This window comes from Bacillus cereus group sp. MG16, assembly GCF_040459875.1.
Classification (GTDB): domain Bacteria; phylum Bacillota; class Bacilli; order Bacillales; family Bacillaceae_G; genus Bacillus_A; species Bacillus_A paranthracis.
In genome coordinates, this window is sequence record NZ_JARVHE010000001.1 from 1,888,380 (window position 1) to 1,904,736 (window position 16,357).

Below are 16,357 nucleotides of genomic sequence, written 5' to 3' on the forward strand. Positions count from 1 at the left end.
ATCTCATATGGGAATAACAAAAGAATATAAAAAACATGCCTCTTTACAACCGAATAAAATAGCAATAAAGGAAAATGATCGAGTTTTAACATATAAAGATTGGTTTGAGTCAGTGTATAAAGTAGCAAATTGGTTGAATGAAAAAGAATCGAAGAATAAAACGATAGCGATTGTATTAGAAAATCGTATAGAGTTTTTACAACTATTCGCGGGTGCTGCTATGGCCGGATGGGTTTGTGTGCCACTAGATATAAAGTGGAAACAAGATGAGCTCAAAGAAAGAAGTGCAATTAGTAATCCGGATATGATTGTGACAGAGAGATATAAGTTAAATGATTTACCGGATGAAGAAGGAAGAGTAATTGAAATTGATGAGTGGAAAAGGATGATTGAGAAATATCTTCCTACATATTTCCCTATAGAGAATGTACAAAATGCTCCTTTTTATATGGGATTCACATCAGGATCGACTGGGAAAGCAAAAGCGTTTTTACGTGCGCAACAATCGTGGCTTCATAGTTTTGATTGTAATGTACATGACTTTCATATGAAAAGAGAGGATTCGATTTTAATAGCTGGGACGCTCGTTCATTCTCTTTTTTTATACGGTGCAATAAGTGCATTATATGTAGGAGAAACGGTACACATTATGAGAAAGTTTATTCCAGATCAAGTACTGGATAAGTTAGAAACGGAACGTATTTCGGTCATGTATACAGTTCCTACAATGCTTGAATCTTTATATAAAGAAAACAGAGTAATAGAAAATGAAATGAAAATTATTTCGTCAGGAGCCAAATGGGAAGCTGAAGCGAAAGAAAAAATAAAGAGTATATTCCCTAATGCGAAAAAATACGAATTTTACGGTGCATCGGAGTTAAGCTTTGTAACAGCGCTAGTTGATGAAGAGAGTAATAGAAGGCCAAATTCAGTAGGGAAATCTTGCCACAATGTGCAAGTGCGAATATGTAATGAAGCAGGAGAAGAAGTACAGAAAGGTGAGATAGGAACTGTTTATGTGAAAAGTGATCAGTTTTTTATGGGATACATATTAGATGGGATTTTAATTCCAGAGTTGACTGCAGATGGCTGGATGACAGTGCGAGATGTAGGTTATGAAGATGAAGAAGGATTTATTTATATTGTCGGTAGAGAGAGGAATATGATTTTATTTGGAGGAATTAATATTTTCCCAGAAGAAATAGAAAGCGTATTACATGAACATCCAGCTGTTGATGAAATAGTTGTAATTGGTGTGGAAGATAGTTACTGGGGTGAAAAACCTGTCGCGATTGTAAAAGGAAGTGCTACGAGGCAACAATTAAAGAGTTTTTGCTTACAACGATTATCCTCGTTTAAAATACCGAAAGAATGGCATTTTGTAGATAAAATACCGTATACAGACAGCGGGAAAATCGCTCGTATTGCAGCAAAAAATATGATTGGAAACCGGGAGAAGATATATGAATAGAGCGGTTATTGTAGAAGCAAAAAGGACACCTATTGGTAAGAAGAATGGGATGTTAAAAAACTATGAAGTTCAGCAACTATCAGCGCCGCTTCTCACATTTTTAAGTAAAGGAATGGAGAGAGAAATAGACGATGTAATATTAGGGAATGTTGTTGGACCAGGAGGGAATGTTGCGAGATTATCTGCGTTAGAGGTAGGACTTGGTTATCATATTCCGGGAGTAACGATTGACCGGCAATGTGGTGCCGGATTGGAAGCGATTCGCACCGCATGTCATTTTATTCAAGGTGGAGCAGGTAATTGTTATATTGCAGGAGGAGTAGAGAGTACAAGTACGTCACCTTTTCAAAATAGAGCACGATTTTCACCAGAAACAATTGGCGATCCTAATATGGGAGTAGCGGCTGAATATGTTGCAGAACGTTATAACATCACGAGAGAAATGCAAGACGAGTATGCTTGCCTCAGCTACAAACGAACACTGCAAGCATTAGAAAAAGGATATATACATGATGAAATATTGTCTTTTAATGGATTGTTAGATGAGTCTATAAAGCCAGAAATGAATTATGAACGAATGATTAAAAGAACTAAACCCGCATTTCTACAAAATGGTACAGTAACGGCAGGGAATTCATGTGGTGTAAACGACGGGGCGTGTGCAGTTCTTGTAATGGAAGAGCGGCAAGCTCGAAAATTAGGATACAAGCCTATTCTTCGTTTTGTTCGCAGTGCTGTAGTTGGAGTGGATCCCAACCTTCCGGGGACTGGTCCAATATTTGCGGTGAACAAATTACTAAACGAAATGAATATGAAAGTAGAGGACATCGATTACTTTGAAATAAATGAAGCATTCGCCTCAAAAGTTGTAGCTTGTGCAAAGGAGTTACAAATTCCGTATGAAAAATTAAATGTAAATGGTGGTGCAATTGCGCTCGGTCATCCGTACGGTGCATCTGGGGCTATGCTTGTAACGCGCTTGTTTTATCAGGCGAAACGAGAGCGTATGAAATACGGAATCGCGACGTTAGGAATAGGGGGCGGGATAGGTCTTGCACTATTATTTGAGAAAGTAGAAGACTAGAAAGGAACTAGTTTTCTACTTTTTGAGGAACATAAGCATTGCTACCACGTTTTGCTTTTATTTCATTCCAAGCAGCGATAGCATCAGCTTTTGATTTTCCTTTATTATTTGGATCTTCGAAAAAGTCACGAGTAAAACGATTGTATTCAAACTGCGCACTGATCGTTGTTTTATATGTAGGGTCTTTTTTACGTTCGTTTTCTTCATACCAAAATGTTATCGCGTCTTCATATGTTTTTCCAACATTCTCTTTAAAAAACTTTTGAAGAGCTACTGTAAAGCGGAAGTTTGCTCCAATTTTTTCTTTGAAAAAGGCCCGAACCTCTTCGCTACAGCGGTGATTTTCAGTAATAACAGTTTGAAGAGAAAGGTCTTTATGAGAGAGAGAAGTTTTACTAGCTTTTGGACCAGAGCTGTTTTTTAATATTTTACCAGTATGTAAATAATGTGAGATACGCTCGGTTATTTCAATCTTAGAGCCACTAGCTGGTAAACCATTCTCACGACAAAATGTTTGAAGTTCTGCTTTTAACCAATAATAGTTTTGGAAATCTTCAAGTGATATAGACTTTGTTAAAGATGGACGCATGAATGTAACAACTTCTTTCTTCCATAATTTTCTTTAATTATAAAACGTACGTTCTTTTTATGGAAGGATTAATTTGTAAATATAATGGGAAGAGGAGATTACATATGGAAAATGTAATGCAAGTTCGTGTTACTGGAATTTTAATTGAAGATGAAAAGGTATTGCTAGTAAAGCAAAAAGTTGCTAATCGGAATTGGTCTTTACCTGGAGGAAGAGCAGAGAATGGCGAAACGTTAGAGGAAGCAATGATTCGAGAAATGAGAGAAGAGACAGGGTTAGAAGTTAACATTCAGAAGCTACTCTATGTTTGTGATAAACCAGATGCACGCCCGTCTTTATTACATATAACGTTTTTGCTTGAAAGGATTGAAGGTGAAATTACGCTACCTTCTAACGAGTTTGATCATAATCCAATTCATGATGTGCAAATGATACCGATTAAAGATTTAAGTCAGTATGATTTTTCGGAAACTTTTATCTCTCTTATAAGTGAAGGTTTTGTAAATGCAGGGAGTTATCAAGGGTTAAAAAGAAATATAGGCCTATAAATATAGTGGAAGGATAGCCGTTAGCTATCCTTCATAAGCAGGTTTTAGACTGCTGACTGTAAAGAAGAAATAAGTTGATTTAAAAACTCATCCCCGCTCATAATCGCTTTCCCACCGCCGCGAGCACTCTTTTTATTTCCGCCACCTTTTCCTTCAATTGCAGGAAGTGCCTCTTTTAAAAGAGCGTTCATATCGAGTGTGACTGTTTTTCCACAAGCGAGGATGCATTGTAATTTGTCCTCGTTTTCAATAACGAAATATGTAATGGCATGCTCTTGTTGTTCTGTAATAATAGCGGATAGCTTTGCGATTTCTTGCATAGAACGATTTGTAAACACTTTAGAAATAAGTATGCTAGCATGTATTTTGGCAGGCTGTTGAAGTAGTTCGTTTGCCTCTGTATATAATAATTTTTCAGTCATTGTTTGCATTGCTTTTTCATTTTCTTTTTGAGAAGTAAGAAGTTGTGCTACTTTTGCTGGAATATCAGCTTCGCTACTGTTTAATTGTTTAGAAACATCTTTCATAATTTGTTGCTGTTGCCCCATTAATTTAAGTGTACGCCAACCAGCGATAAAGGTTAAGCGTATACCACCTTTATTGCGCTCCCATCCTAGTACTTGAATAGGACCAACTTCACCTGTACGTTTCGGATGGGTTCCACCACAGCCGTTGTAGTCGTAATTTTCGATAATAACAACACGTATATTCTCTGTCATAGTTGGTTCTTTACGAAGAGGTAATGTTTTTGCTTCTTCTAAGTCCATCCACTGGATGCGGATTGGATGGTTTTCAAAAACAATTTTGTTTGCAATTTTTACTGCTTTTTCAACTGTTTCTGCATGCAGATTTTCTGTTTCTAAATCAATTGTTACCGTCTCTTTACCAAGATGGAATCCAATCGTAGGTACGTTAAAATGATCCCAAAAAGCAGCAGATAAAATGTGTTGAGCTGCATGTTGCTGCATATGATCAAAACGACGCTCCCAATTAATTGTCCCTTCAACTTCTTCTGTATGTAATTGTTCTACAATGAAGTGGCGAATTTCTCCATCTATCTCTTCTACATTGATTACATCGATGTCATTTAATGTGCCAGTATCATACGGTTGTCCGCCACCTGTCGGATAAAATGCCGTTTCGTTTAAAACAACGTATAAGTGCCCGTATTTATCATAATCTTGCTTTATAATTTTAGTAGTAAAGTCCTTTTTATAAGCGTCAGTGTAATATAATTTTTGTACCAATTTTCTTTCCCCTTTCATGTTCACTAGTTTCATTGTAAAACAATTGAAATTAGTTTCCTAATATTTCAGAAGAAAGAAACTTTTTTGGAATTTTCTTGCTATAATAAGAAAAAGAAAATGCGGGGGTGGAATGAATATGTTGTATGAAAACGGCGTAGATAAACTGCTTAGTTTAAGCAAAAATATTTCTGAATTGTATCGAGAATTAAACGAAATGACCCGGATTTTAACGGATTGTAATCGAGAAAGTGTGAAGTTTGATCGGTTATATGTAAAAGAGGTGCTGTGGAAGAAAGAAGATGTAATGGAAAAATATGACCAGCTACTTGTGCAACTTTGTATAAATGAATGCTTTGATTTAAAAAGTGTCATTACAGGCGAATATAAGTATACATATGAAGAAGTAGAAAACATCGTTTTACAATTTAATGAGAAGTATAATGTTGCAATTTTAATTAAAGATGTTTGTAAAGAATTACAGTTTACATATGGCATAGATATGGATATAACGAGAACAGCTCGAGTATCAACAGCTCAAGTATAAAAAGGGAAAAGAAAGCAGATCCTTTGCTTTCTTTTTTTATGTGATAACAGGGAGAGTAGGTTTTTAAGATGAAGGGGAAGTTACAAAATATTCATCCGTTAGGAATGACAATTATAATAGGGACTTTATTTGCGAGGTTCGCCACGTCAATGAGTATTCCTTTTTTAGCAATTTATTTAACGACTGTTCAAGGCGTATCAGCTGGAATGACGGGTGCTATTATTGGAACGAGTGCACTTGTTGGAGTGTTTGCTAGTTTTATCGGAGGGAATTTATCTGATCGATTCGGTCGAAATATGATTCTAATATGGTCCATGATCGTTTGGGTGTTTGTATTCATAGGTTTTTCACTTGCAGATCATGTTTTCAGTTTCTTTTTATTAAATGCTTTAAATGGATTATGTAGGTCCTTTTTTGAACCGACGTCAAGAGCATTATTATCAGATTTAACGAAACCAGAGTATCGTTTACTCGTATATAATTTGCGTTACGGTGCAATCAATGTTGGAGTAGCGATTGGGCCACTTGTCGGATTACAAATCGGAAGCGCAAAATCTACAATTCCTTTTTTAGTAGCAGCGGGAGTATATATTCTATATACAGCTATATTAGCATTCCAATTTAAGAAGTATCCAATTGAAAAAAAGAAAGTAAATATAGAAAAGCCTGTCACAATGTTAAATGCAATTCGCATTTTGCGAAAGGATGTTGTATTTTTAGTCGCGTTAGTTGGTATTATTTTGAGTAATTGTGGTTTTTCTCACTTAACGACGACAGTATCACAATATTTTGCAAATGCACATATATTCCAGGATGGAGTGAAGCTATTCTCATATATGCTCGCTTTAAATGCAGTTGTTGTAGTGATTATTCAATATCCTGTTATTCAAATGTGTAAAAAGTATACACCATTAGGATCCATTATGGTTGGAACTTTATTTGTGAGCGGGGGATTATTTGGATTTGGAATAGTAGAATCTATGCTAGGTGCTGCTATTTGCACAATTATTTTTACAATTGGAGAAGTCTTAATGTTTTCAATGACGGATGTATTTATAGATGATATAGCTGTTTCACAGTTAAAAGGAACATATTTTGGAGCAATGGGATTTTCAGGAATTGGAGCAGTAATAGGTCCATGGTTTGGGGGAGTACTTCTCGATTATTACGGGTACCAAAATGGATTTGTAGTATTTTCAGCGTTAGCTATATTTTCAACTGTAGCATTTCCTGTACTTTTAATTACGAAAGGTTTATTGAAAAAAAGGCATGGTGCAAATTGTAATTTAGAATTACATGCGAAATAAAATAAGCCCCAGTCATCTGCTGGGGCTTATTTTTGTATTTATCCCGTTATTAACGGGTAGTAAAACTCCTGTTGATTAAAGTTTTACTTTATTTTAATTCTCAATTTGAAAAAGAACTTTTTCTTCATGTTTATGAGCAACTTCGTTTTTGGAAATATGAATGGCTAAATATCCATTCTCTAAGCAGGCTAGCATCTTCTTATAAATAATATTATCGGGTAAAGGAATGATTCTCTGCAAAGAAATATTTTTATGAAGTATGCAAATGTTTAGGCCTGTCTTCATCTTTTTAATGACTACATTTTGTTCTTTTACATTTGGTACATCTGTTTCCAAAATGTATTCTTGTTCCGTTTCACAAAGGTCAATATGAATTTGATTTGGGAAACTAAAGTTGCTACAAGAATCAGAACAAAACTGATCCATCCATTCTTCGAAACCATCAACATGAAAAAGACAATCCTTCTTTTTCTTGCCCATGTAAGACACCCTCCGTAAAATCTCAATTCATACTATGTTATGCATGAATGAAGTAGGGGTGAAGAATAAATGGAAAAATATAAACATTGTATGTGGAAAAGGTAGCTAGTGTGCATTTTTGTTTTACATATCATGATGTGCATGATGTTTTTGACGTGAATGGTTACGGTTTTTTACTTTATGAGATCCGCTTAATGGTTCGGGTTGTCCTTTTTTTTCTTTCGCTTCACGATTGTTTTTGCTCATTTTCTGTGACACCTCCTCTTTCTTTTTAGAATGAGAGAAGTTTGCAAATTTATACGAGAATGTTTTTAGAAAAAAAGGTAAAGATAAGTGGGACTAACTATTATGGAAAGGGGATTGTATAATGCCATATCATAAAGATAAGCAACAAGCTTTTCAAGCAGCGCAGCAAGGTGTTACACAAGCAGAAAATGCATTTAACAACATTGTAAAAAATGATCCAAACTACGGTCATGATTTAAAAGAATTACGCCAAGAGGTTCAGGAAGCCTATGAACAGATTCAAAATGCACTAGAAGTAGCTTCGGAAACACAACGCCCACAACTTGAGCAATACGAAAATAATCTTCAAAATATTATGCAGCATGTAGATCAATTAGAAAAGTAAATGAGGTTGTTGTGTATTCGACAACCTCTTACTTTAACGAATATTATGCGAAAACAGAAAATTTTTCTACTCATTTTTTCTTTATTATGCGCAGTACATATATTTCAAGTTGAAAAAGTGGAAGCGAAAATGTTGCTCAGAAAAGAGCTAGAACCAACTGGCTATGTAACATGGGAAGTACCTAATAATGAAAAGATTATTGCTATTACATTTGATGATGGACCGGATCCAACTTATACACCACAAATTTTAAATTTATTGCGCCAATATAAAGCAGAAGCGACATTTTTTATGATTGGATTTCGAGTTCAGCGTAATCCATATTTAGTGAAACAAGTGTTAAAAGAGGGGCATGAAATTGGAAATCATACGATGAACCATTTGTATGCGAGTAATTCATCGGATGAAAAATTAGAAAATGATATTTTAGATGGAAAGAAATTTTTCGAAAAATGGGTGAAAGAGCCTTTGCTATTCCGTCCTCCTGGCGGTTATATTAACGATGCTGTATTTAAAACAGCGAAAGAAGCTGGTTATCAAACTGTTCTATGGTCGTGGCATCAAGATCCGCGTGATTGGGCAAATCCAGGGGTTGAATCTATCGTAAATCATGTAGTGAAACATGCTAAAAGTGGTGATATTGTATTGTTACATGATGGGGGAAATAATCGTAGTCAAACAGTAGCGGCGCTAGCAAAAATATTACCTGAACTGAAAAAGCAGGGTTATCGATTTGTAACGGTTTCGGAATTGTTACGTTATAAACATTAGAAAAAATCCCAAAAGGTGAATGCTCCTTTTGGGATTTTTCGTTACTGGTTCTTTTTGCGTTTCTTATTATTTTGTCGTTCTGCAGGAGTTAAGTTTTCATTTGCAAACTCTTCGTTATAACCAGCACCTTGTCCTTGTGCAGATGCTGCATTCATTCCTGAAATAGTATGATTTGCTTTTCTTTTACCCATTTTATTTCACCTCTATAACTTTTTTTGTAAGTTGCATGATGAGCAGTTCATAGTATGTATGAACTGTAAAGAAAGCGCTAATAGAGCACTTTACTTTATGGTAATAGTATTCATAAGGAACATGAACACTATTCAAATTTAGAAACATAAAGAAAACTTATGATAATCTATAAGTTTCTTATTATTTACTTATTTAGAAAGTTGTAATAAGATATTATCGTAAGGTATTGAAAAGTTTGTCTACATTTTATATTCAGACAACTTAGTCACGTTTAACAGGGGGGAAACATAATGGTCAAACATAATCCATTTCAATCACGTGCAACTTTTGAAGTAGATGGAAAAACGTATCATTATTATGATTTGAAAGCGCTTGAAAATGCAGGGGTTGGCAACGTATCTCAATTACCATATTCCGTGAAAGTTTTACTTGAATCAGTACTTCGTCAAGTAGACGGACGTGTAATCACAGAAGAGCATGTTACAAATTTAGCGAAATGGGGAACGAAAGATGTGCAAGATATCGATGTTCCATTTAAACCATCTCGTGTAATTTTACAAGATTTCACTGGTGTTCCAGCTGTTGTTGATTTGGCTTCGCTTCGTAAAGCAATGGCAGACATGGGTGGGGATCCTGATAAAATTAATCCGGAAATTACTGTAGACCTTGTAATTGATCACTCTGTACAGGTTGATAGAGCGGGTACAGCAGACGCGCTTGCATTCAACATGGACTTAGAGTTTAAACGTAATGAAGAACGTTATAAATTTTTAAGCTGGGCACAAAAATCATTTGATAACTATCGTGCAGTTCCGCCAGCTACAGGTATTGTACACCAAGTAAACCTTGAATATTTAGCACCAGTTGTTCATGCGGTAAAAAATGCTGAAGGTGACTTAGTTGCATACCCAGATTCATTAGTTGGAACAGACTCACATACAACAATGATTAACGGTATCGGCGTTCTTGGATGGGGCGTTGGTGGTATTGAAGCAGAAGCAGGAATGCTTGGACAGCCTTCATACTTCCCAGTACCTGAAGTAATCGGTGTGAAATTAACTGGTACACTTCCAAGTGGTACTACAGCAACTGACGTTGCATTAAAAGTAACACAAGTATTACGTCAAAAAGGTGTAGTTGGTAAGTTCGTTGAGTTCTTCGGTAATGGCTTAAAGAGCATGCCTTTAGCTGACCGTGCGACAATTTCAAATATGGCACCAGAATACGGTGCAACTTGTGGATTCTTCCCAATCGACGAAATTTCATTAGAATACTTGCGTTTAACAGGTAGAGATGAAGAGCAAATTCGCGTTGTTGAAGAATACTGTAAAGCGAACGGCCTATTCTATACAGCAGACAGCAAAGATCCAATTTACACTGATCTTGTTGAAATTGATTTAAATACAATCGAATCTAACCTTTCTGGACCGAAACGCCCACAAGATTTAATTCCACTTTCAGATATGAAAGATGCGTTCCACAAAGCTGTTGTAGCACCAGTTGGAACACAAGGACTTGGATTTAATGAGCAAGAGTTCGATAAAGAAGTGAAGGTTACATTAGAAGATAAAGAAGTAACGATGAAAACAGGTGCAATTGCAATCGCTGCAATTACAAGCTGTACAAATACATCAAACCCATACGTATTAATTGGGGCAGGTTTAGTTGCGAAGAAAGCAATTGAAAAAGGACTTAAAGTACCTGAGTACGTAAAAACATCATTAGCACCAGGATCTAAAGTTGTTACTGAATACTTAGATAAATCAGGTTTAACAACGTTTTTAGACCAATTAGGTTTCCAAACAGTTGGTTACGGCTGTACGACTTGTATCGGTAACTCTGGTCCATTAGCACCGGAATTAGAAGAAGCAATCGCGGCAAACGATTTATTAGTAACATCTGTTTTATCTGGTAACCGTAACTTCGAAGGTCGTATTCACCCGCTTGTAAAAGCGAACTACTTAGCATCACCACCACTTGTTGTGGCTTATGCACTTGCAGGTACTGTCGATATTGACCTGAAAAATGATGAAATCGGTAAAGATGCAAATGGCAATGCTGTTTACTTCAATGACATTTGGCCATCAGCTAAAGAAATTGAAGATGTAGTCCAAAGTGTTGTTACATCTGAACTGTTCAAGAAAGAATATGCACAAGTATTTAACAGCAATGAGCGTTGGAATGAAATCCAAACTTCAAACGAAGCTTTATATACTTGGGATAATGATTCAACGTACATTCAAAACCCACCATTCTTTGAAGGTTTATCTAAAGAGCCAGGTGAAGTTGAAACGTTATCAGGCTTACGCGTAGTTGGTAAATTTGGTGACTCTGTAACGACAGACCACATTTCACCAGCAGGTTCAATCGGTAAGCACACACCAGCTGGACGCTATTTATTAGAAAACGGCGTACAACCAGTTGACTTTAACTCTTACGGTTCTCGTCGTGGTAACCATGAAGTTATGATGCGTGGTACATTCGCGAACATCCGTATTAAAAACCAAATCGCACCAGGAACAGAAGGCGGATATACAACATACTGGCCAACTGGTGAAGTAACATCTATCTATGATGCTGCTATGAAGTATAAAGAAGATGGCACAGGCCTTCTAGTTATTGCAGGTAAAGATTACGGTATGGGAAGTTCTCGTGACTGGGCTGCAAAAGGTACAAACTTATTAGGTATTAAAGCAGTAATCGCAGAAAGCTTCGAGCGTATTCACCGCAGTAACTTAGTGTTAATGGGCGTATTACCGCTTCAATTTAAAGATGGCGAAAGCGCTGAAACGTTAGGTCTTGTTGGTAACGAGTCATTTGAAATTCAAATCGACAAAACAGTTAGACCGCGTGATCTTGTAAAAGTAGTTGCAACTGATGCAGATGGCAATGAAAAACAATTTGAAGTAGTAGCTCGTTTCGATAGTGAAGTTGAAATTGACTACTACCGTCACGGTGGTATCCTGCAAATGGTTCTTCGTGAGAAAATTGAAGAGTCTAAAGTGTCGAACTAAACAATTGAAATGAATGATAAGGAAGCTAACAACTGTTAGCTTCCTTATTTTATGGAAAGGGATGAAACCAAATGGTTTCATCCCTTTCTTTTTACTATAAAAATGGAGGGAATACTATGAAAGAATATAAAAGAATTTTGTTACCGTTACAGAAAGAAAAAATATTAGTAATAGCAGCTGTATGTAGTGGGATTTTTGCAGCTATTTTAAATCTATCCCGTCCACTATTCATGGGACTAATTGTAGATAACCTAATTCAACGAGAGCTGAAGGGAGCGTATTTTTACATTACTTTGTTTACAGTTACCCGCTTATTGATGTGGGTGAACAATCTTTCATTTGATTATGTAAGCTCAAAAGCGAGCCAGCGAATATTACGAGAGAAGCGTATAGATGTATTGCGCCATTTTTTCCTATTACCGTTTGAAGAGAGTGAGAAAATCAAACAAGGAGAGCTAGAAACGTTAGTCGTATCTGATATTCCGAACTGGGTCAGGTTATATGGTTCTATATTAATAGAATATATACACGCCATTGCGCAATTTATCGGTGCGATCATAGCACTACAACATATAGATATACAGTTTATATTGTGGGTAACTCCATTTTTATTTTTAAGTGCAATGGTTCCGATGCTTTTTGGGAAAAAGGTAAAAAATATTGCCAGTATTGCTCAAAAAAATCAATCAACTGTTGTAGAGATGATGTCACAATTTGTAAAAGGAGCACAAGATTTACGTAGTTTACAAAAAGAAAAATGGGCCATTCGCTTATTTAAAGGAGTAACGGCACAATCTTATAAATCGGAAGTAAAGAAGACGATGATGCAACATTGCATTGGAGTAGTTGGAACAGTGATTGAAACAGGAGCATATATCGTTGTTCTCATTGTAGGCGCACAAAAAATAATGAAAGGGGGAATGGAAGTTGGTTCACTTGTTGCAGTGTTAGCTACAATAGAGATGCTCTTTTTCCCTGTCCGTTATGTGGGAGATTTATTAATAATGACACAAGTTGCAGCTGCTTCGGCAAGTAGAGTGTTTTCCTTTTTAGATAAACGAGTTGCAAATAGTCATGTAGAAAGAGCGATGGGGATGACAATGACAAATGTTTCATTTCAGGAGAATGGTGAAGAGAAATGCAGAATTCATAATATTGATTTGCAAATTAATCCTGGTGAACTCGTTATGATTGTCGGAGAAAGTGGTGCAGGAAAAACAACGCTTTTAAAATTAATGACAGGTTTGTATAAACCATCTAACGGTAGCATTGCTTATTATGGTAATAAGGCTCGTATGACGACAGTGTGGCAAGAACCTCGATTCTTTCGGACGACAGTAAAAGAGAATATGTATTTCGGGGAAGTGGGCTTAGAAAACGAGTTAGAAAAAAGTGCTGAACTTGTAAATGTAACGCCGATTATTAGGGGGTTACCTGAAGGAATTCAAACTGTACTACATAAAAGCGGTGAAGAGTTTTCGGGAGGAGAAAGAAAACGGCTTGCATTATTGCGAGCAATTGGTTCAAATCCGAATTTTATTATTTTAGATGAACCGACTGCGGGATTAGATCCAAGCAATCAAGAATTTGTTTGGAATATGATAGAAGGACTAGGAAGCGATGTAACGAGAATTGTGGCAACGCATGATGTAGAGAGGGCGAGGATAGCGGATTGGGTTGTTGTCATGGATAATGGAATTGTTGTGGAATATGGGAATCCTAGAGAATTATTAACATATAAGTCATTTTTCAAAAAGATGTTAATAAAAAGATAAGAGCAACATAGTGCTCTTATCTTTTTTCACTCGTATTAAGTTAATACGTATAAGACTCAGTATCGTTAGCATCAAACTCTTTCACCAGAGTAAGTTGGTTTGTATTGGGATTATATTTAAAAATTTTGACCGTATGTTCGCTGCTTAGAGATGGGGTATATTCTTGAATGGCGAATGTGTTTTCAGCAATCTGTGTCATATTACCGGTCGCAACATTTTCTGTAGAATCATGATTTGTAGAAATTTCAACGATTTTTTACCATTGAAAAATAAAAGAACAAATTACTAAAACAACTAAACATATTCGTATTTAACGAAGTTTTTTACTTTTAGGATGTTCTCCCAAAATAATCATCCTTTCTATAACTACTGTATAGTAGTGGTAGTAGTCATCATGAAGAAACTAAGAAAACCGAGGCCGGCTAATAGGATAAATGAGATTAAAGCGATATAGAGACAAATACGACCAACTTGTTTTTTCTCAGGGTCTTTACTGAATAGTGAGATGATCCATGTGATAATACCGATTGGGGAAAATATAAAACTAAGAATATATAGAAGTACTTTTTCAAATAAATTCATAGGAGCTCCTTTCATTATGAAACATTACATATATTTCTAATTATATGATAAAAAGGTAAATATTTCATCTTGGTTATAAAAATTCTGATTATTTAGACTGTGAATATTTCCAAGCTTGTCCGTATAAGCTAAAATAAGGTATATAGCATTTTGGTGAATATGTTACAAGACAAACACGTTAGGATGATATAAAATGTGGCGGAAGCTTACGATTATTGTAGTATTACTTTGTTTAGCGGGATATGCAGCTTATGAACAGTTTGGTAAAAGCGATCAGGCGGCCCAAGGAGAGCAAGAAAAAAGTAAAGCTGCTATGAAAGAGATGATTGCAAGTAACGGTATTGAAATAGGAAAGAGTGCGCCAGACTTTGAATTAACGAAGTTAGATGGAACGAATATAAAGTTATCGGATTTGAAAGGAAAAAAGGTGATTTTAAACTTTTGGGCAACGTGGTGTGGACCTTGCCAGCAAGAAATGCCGGATATGGAGGCTTTCTATAAAGAACATAAAGAAAACGTAGAAATTTTAGCTATAAATTATACACCTTCAGAAAAAGGTGGGGGGGTAGAAAAGGTAAGTAATTTTGCGAAGGAAAAAGGAATTACATTTCCTATCTTATTGGACAAGAACATTGATGTAACAACAGCCTATAAAGTCATTACGATCCCAACTTCGTATTTTATAGATACGAAAGGTGTCATTCAAGATAAGTTTATTGGGCCGATGACGCAAAAAGAGATGGAGAAACGGATTGCTAAATTAAAATAACAGTGAAAAGGTAGAGATGGAATATAATCATTTCTGCCTTTTCTTTTTCACGTAGTGAAAGCTTCATGATATGATAAAAGAAATATAAACGTTGAGAGATAAAGGAGTGTATTTGGAGTGGGGAATATATCCTTACCGTTAGATTATGTTGTAATTGACTTTGAAACAACAGGATTTAACCCTTATAATGATAAAATCATTCAAGTGGCAGCAGTGAAATATCGTAATCATGAACTAGTAGATCAATTTGTTTCCTATGTGAATCCGGAGCGTCCAATCCCGGACCGAATAACGAGTTTAACAGGTATTACAAATTATCGTGTTTCAGATGCACCGACGATTGAAGAAGTGTTACCTTTATTTTTAGCATTTTTACATATAAATGTAATTGTCGCTCATAATGCTTCTTTTGATATGCGCTTTTTGAAAAGCAACGTCAATATGCTTGGGTTACCGGAACCTCAAAATAAAGTGATTGATACTGTATTTTTGGCGAAGAAATATATGAAGCACGCTCCTAATCATAAACTTGAAACGTTAAAGCGAATGCTTGGAATTCGTTTAAGTTCTCATAATGCATTTGATGATTGTATTACTTGTGCAGCAGTTTATCAAAAATGTGCCTCTATTGAAGAAGAGGCGAAAAGGAAATCGAATACAGAAGTACTTGATGAGACAGCAGTATATGAAGCGGTAAAAGAGATACTTGTACGAAATAAACGTGATATCGAATGGATTCGTTGCATGAATGTAGGGAGCTATTTAGATATAAAAGCTTTTTATCCAGTTATGAGATTAAAGGTAAAAGGGCGAAAGAAATACGTATTAACAGACATATTAGAAGATGATGTGAAAGAAATATGTACGAGTTTAGCATGTGAACCGGCATTAAAAAGTGAAGTTGGTAATACGAGAATTATGCTGAATAGCTTAGAGGATGTCTTGAAATTAGAAAGTTATATTTTAGAACAGTATGATTTCGTACTGCAAGCGCTGCGTGATTATAAACAAAGTGAAATGAATGCAGATGAAAAGTTAAAAGAGTATTTAAATATTATGGTATAAAAAACTCCGTGTACGTTTTATTGTACACGGAGTTTTTTTAGGAGTATTAAAACATAAAATTTTCTTGCAAATCTGATTAAAGAGTTTTTCCTTTGCTCATACTATGTATAGTAAGAATGAGAAGGAGAGAGGGTGAACAGCATGAGAAGAAGTCGTCGCAAATCATTTGACGAGCTTGTGAAAGAAAATAAACAACAATTATTAAGCGATCGCGATGCAATCGATCGCATTGAAGAGCGTATTGAAAAACGTTATGAAATGAAACTTTTTAAGCAAGCTGAATAATTC

Annotated in this window: 18 protein-coding genes and 1 pseudogene; 12 read left to right on the plus strand and 7 right to left on the minus strand. The window is 35.8% G+C overall.

Translation table 11 applies throughout. The annotated features are described in order from the left end of the window. The first annotated feature begins 7 nt into the window (after positions 1 to 7). Both QCI73_RS09735 and QCI73_RS09740 read left to right on the plus strand, forming a co-directional pair. Complete coding sequence (locus QCI73_RS09735) at positions 8 to 1,471, plus strand: acyl-CoA synthetase (protein WP_353822821.1); 1,464 nt, start codon at positions 8 to 10, stop codon at positions 1,469 to 1,471. Then, complete coding sequence (locus QCI73_RS09740; RefSeq protein WP_327922771.1) at positions 1,464 to 2,555, plus strand: acetyl-CoA C-acyltransferase; 1,092 nt, start codon at positions 1,464 to 1,466, stop codon at positions 2,553 to 2,555. The genes QCI73_RS09735 and QCI73_RS09740 overlap by 8 nt, the downstream gene beginning before the upstream one ends. A 7-nt stretch (positions 2,556 to 2,562) precedes the next feature. Here QCI73_RS09740 and QCI73_RS09745 read toward each other — a convergent pair whose 3' ends face one another. After that, the gene (locus QCI73_RS09745; RefSeq protein WP_327922772.1) at positions 2,563 to 3,144 is read right to left on the minus strand and encodes a DUF6434 domain-containing protein; all 582 of its coding nucleotides are present in this window, start codon (positions 3,142 to 3,144) and stop codon (positions 2,563 to 2,565) included. A gap of 104 nt (positions 3,145 to 3,248) precedes the next feature. Between QCI73_RS09745 and QCI73_RS09750 the strand changes: the two genes are divergently transcribed. Then, positions 3,249 to 3,692 (plus strand): NUDIX hydrolase, encoded by a 444-nt coding sequence (locus tag QCI73_RS09750; RefSeq protein WP_000432565.1) that lies wholly within the window; start codon positions 3,249 to 3,251, stop codon positions 3,690 to 3,692. 44 nt (positions 3,693 to 3,736) lie between these two features. On the opposite strand, the gene QCI73_RS09755 is transcribed toward QCI73_RS09750, so the two are convergent. After that, positions 3,737 to 4,939 (minus strand): alanyl-tRNA editing protein, encoded by a 1,203-nt coding sequence (locus tag QCI73_RS09755; RefSeq protein ID WP_327922773.1) that lies wholly within the window; start codon positions 4,937 to 4,939, stop codon positions 3,737 to 3,739. A 136-nt stretch (positions 4,940 to 5,075) separates the two neighbouring features. On the opposite strand from QCI73_RS09755, the gene QCI73_RS09760 reads away from it, so the two are divergent. Both QCI73_RS09760 and QCI73_RS09765 read left to right on the plus strand, forming a co-directional pair. Then, on the plus strand, positions 5,076 to 5,483 hold the full coding sequence (locus QCI73_RS09760) for a hypothetical protein (RefSeq protein ID WP_327922774.1): 408 nt from the start codon (positions 5,076 to 5,078) through the stop codon (positions 5,481 to 5,483). A gap of 68 nt (positions 5,484 to 5,551) precedes the next feature. Beyond that, positions 5,552 to 6,790, plus strand: a complete 1,239-nt coding sequence (locus QCI73_RS09765) for an MDR family MFS transporter (protein WP_353822822.1) — start codon at positions 5,552 to 5,554, stop codon at positions 6,788 to 6,790. Between the two features lie 93 nt (positions 6,791 to 6,883). Here QCI73_RS09765 and QCI73_RS09770 read toward each other — a convergent pair whose 3' ends face one another. Further along, positions 6,884 to 7,270 carry an Hsp20/alpha crystallin family protein gene (locus QCI73_RS09770; RefSeq protein WP_000516732.1) on the minus strand — a complete coding sequence of 129 codons (387 nt, stop codon included), beginning with the start codon at positions 7,268 to 7,270 and terminating at the stop codon, positions 6,884 to 6,886. Positions 7,271 to 7,393: 123 nt separating this feature from the next. Next, positions 7,394 to 7,516, minus strand: coding sequence for a small acid-soluble spore protein P (locus QCI73_RS09775; RefSeq protein WP_000042141.1), 123 nt, complete (start codon positions 7,514 to 7,516; stop codon positions 7,394 to 7,396). A gap of 121 nt (positions 7,517 to 7,637) precedes the next feature. Here QCI73_RS09775 and QCI73_RS09780 point away from each other — a divergent pair, with 121 nt between their 5' ends. Continuing rightward, positions 7,638 to 7,901, plus strand: coding sequence for a hypothetical protein (locus tag QCI73_RS09780; protein ID WP_001146294.1), 264 nt, complete (start codon positions 7,638 to 7,640; stop codon positions 7,899 to 7,901). A gap of 45 nt (positions 7,902 to 7,946) precedes the next feature. Beyond that, positions 7,947 to 8,672: a polysaccharide deacetylase family sporulation protein PdaB gene (pdaB, locus tag QCI73_RS09785; RefSeq protein ID WP_130983660.1), complete on the plus strand. Its 726-nt coding sequence runs from the start codon at positions 7,947 to 7,949 to the stop codon at positions 8,670 to 8,672. 41 nt (positions 8,673 to 8,713) lie between these two features. Here pdaB and sspO read toward each other — a convergent pair whose 3' ends face one another. Beyond that, on the minus strand, positions 8,714 to 8,863 hold the full coding sequence (sspO, locus tag QCI73_RS09790) for an acid-soluble spore protein SspO (protein WP_000518052.1): 150 nt from the start codon (positions 8,861 to 8,863) through the stop codon (positions 8,714 to 8,716). 291 nt (positions 8,864 to 9,154) lie between these two features. Here sspO and acnA point away from each other — a divergent pair, with 291 nt between their 5' ends. Both acnA and QCI73_RS09800 read left to right on the plus strand, forming a co-directional pair. Next, on the plus strand, positions 9,155 to 11,878 hold the full coding sequence (gene acnA, locus QCI73_RS09795; protein WP_353822823.1) for an aconitate hydratase AcnA: 2,724 nt from the start codon (positions 9,155 to 9,157) through the stop codon (positions 11,876 to 11,878). Between the two features lie 71 nt (positions 11,879 to 11,949). After that, entirely contained in the window at positions 11,950 to 13,653 is a 1,704-nt protein-coding gene (locus QCI73_RS09800) for an ABC transporter ATP-binding protein (RefSeq protein WP_353822824.1), read from the plus strand. Positions 13,654 to 13,693: 40 nt separating this feature from the next. Here QCI73_RS09800 and QCI73_RS09805 read toward each other — a convergent pair. Then, positions 13,694 to 13,963 (minus strand): annotated as a pseudogene (locus QCI73_RS09805) (YmzC family protein). Positions 13,964 to 14,019: 56 nt separating this feature from the next. Continuing rightward, a complete protein-coding gene (locus QCI73_RS09810) occupies positions 14,020 to 14,235 on the minus strand; it encodes a hypothetical protein (protein ID WP_327922778.1) in 216 nt (71 codons plus the stop codon). Between the two features lie 193 nt (positions 14,236 to 14,428). On the opposite strand from QCI73_RS09810, the gene QCI73_RS09815 reads away from it, so the two are divergent. From QCI73_RS09815 to QCI73_RS09825, 3 genes are all read left to right on the plus strand, one after another. Beyond that, the gene (locus QCI73_RS09815; RefSeq protein WP_144533305.1) at positions 14,429 to 15,004 is read left to right on the plus strand and encodes a TlpA family protein disulfide reductase; all 576 of its coding nucleotides are present in this window, start codon (positions 14,429 to 14,431) and stop codon (positions 15,002 to 15,004) included. A 117-nt stretch (positions 15,005 to 15,121) separates the two neighbouring features. Next, positions 15,122 to 16,069, plus strand: a complete 948-nt coding sequence (locus tag QCI73_RS09820) for a 3'-5' exonuclease (protein WP_353822825.1) — start codon at positions 15,122 to 15,124, stop codon at positions 16,067 to 16,069. Positions 16,070 to 16,210: 141 nt separating this feature from the next. Then, positions 16,211 to 16,354, plus strand: coding sequence for an FbpB family small basic protein (locus QCI73_RS09825; protein WP_001254697.1), 144 nt, complete (start codon positions 16,211 to 16,213; stop codon positions 16,352 to 16,354). Positions 16,355 to 16,357: the final 3 nt, after the last annotated feature.

What these genes read in the sequence shown, in the direction of transcription:
- QCI73_RS09735 (WP_353822821.1), top strand. Translation starts at nt 8, where the DNA reads ATGGGAATAACAAAAGAATATAAAAAACATGCCTCTTTACAACCGAAT.
- QCI73_RS09740 (WP_327922771.1), top strand. Translation starts at nt 1,464, where the DNA reads ATGAATAGAGCGGTTATTGTAGAAGCAAAAAGGACACCTATTGGTAAG.
- QCI73_RS09745 (WP_327922772.1), bottom strand. Translation starts at nt 3,144, where the DNA reads ATGCGTCCATCTTTAACAAAGTCTATATCACTTGAAGATTTCCAAAAC.
- QCI73_RS09750 (WP_000432565.1), top strand. Translation starts at nt 3,249, where the DNA reads ATGGAAAATGTAATGCAAGTTCGTGTTACTGGAATTTTAATTGAAGAT.
- QCI73_RS09760 (WP_327922774.1), top strand. Translation starts at nt 5,076, where the DNA reads ATGTTGTATGAAAACGGCGTAGATAAACTGCTTAGTTTAAGCAAAAAT.
- QCI73_RS09765 (WP_353822822.1), top strand. Translation starts at nt 5,552, where the DNA reads ATGAAGGGGAAGTTACAAAATATTCATCCGTTAGGAATGACAATTATA.
- QCI73_RS09770 (WP_000516732.1), bottom strand. Translation starts at nt 7,270, where the DNA reads ATGGGCAAGAAAAAGAAGGATTGTCTTTTTCATGTTGATGGTTTCGAA.
- QCI73_RS09775 (WP_000042141.1), bottom strand. Translation starts at nt 7,516, where the DNA reads ATGAGCAAAAACAATCGTGAAGCGAAAGAAAAAAAAGGACAACCCGAA.
- QCI73_RS09780 (WP_001146294.1), top strand. Translation starts at nt 7,638, where the DNA reads ATGCCATATCATAAAGATAAGCAACAAGCTTTTCAAGCAGCGCAGCAA.
- pdaB (WP_130983660.1), top strand. Translation starts at nt 7,947, where the DNA reads ATGCGAAAACAGAAAATTTTTCTACTCATTTTTTCTTTATTATGCGCA.
- sspO (WP_000518052.1), bottom strand. Translation starts at nt 8,863, where the DNA reads ATGGGTAAAAGAAAAGCAAATCATACTATTTCAGGAATGAATGCAGCA.
- acnA (WP_353822823.1), top strand. Translation starts at nt 9,155, where the DNA reads ATGGTCAAACATAATCCATTTCAATCACGTGCAACTTTTGAAGTAGAT.
- QCI73_RS09800 (WP_353822824.1), top strand. Translation starts at nt 11,950, where the DNA reads ATGGTTTCATCCCTTTCTTTTTACTATAAAAATGGAGGGAATACTATG.
- QCI73_RS09810 (WP_327922778.1), bottom strand. Translation starts at nt 14,235, where the DNA reads ATGAATTTATTTGAAAAAGTACTTCTATATATTCTTAGTTTTATATTT.
- QCI73_RS09815 (WP_144533305.1), top strand. Translation starts at nt 14,429, where the DNA reads ATGTGGCGGAAGCTTACGATTATTGTAGTATTACTTTGTTTAGCGGGA.
- QCI73_RS09825 (WP_001254697.1), top strand. Translation starts at nt 16,211, where the DNA reads ATGAGAAGAAGTCGTCGCAAATCATTTGACGAGCTTGTGAAAGAAAAT.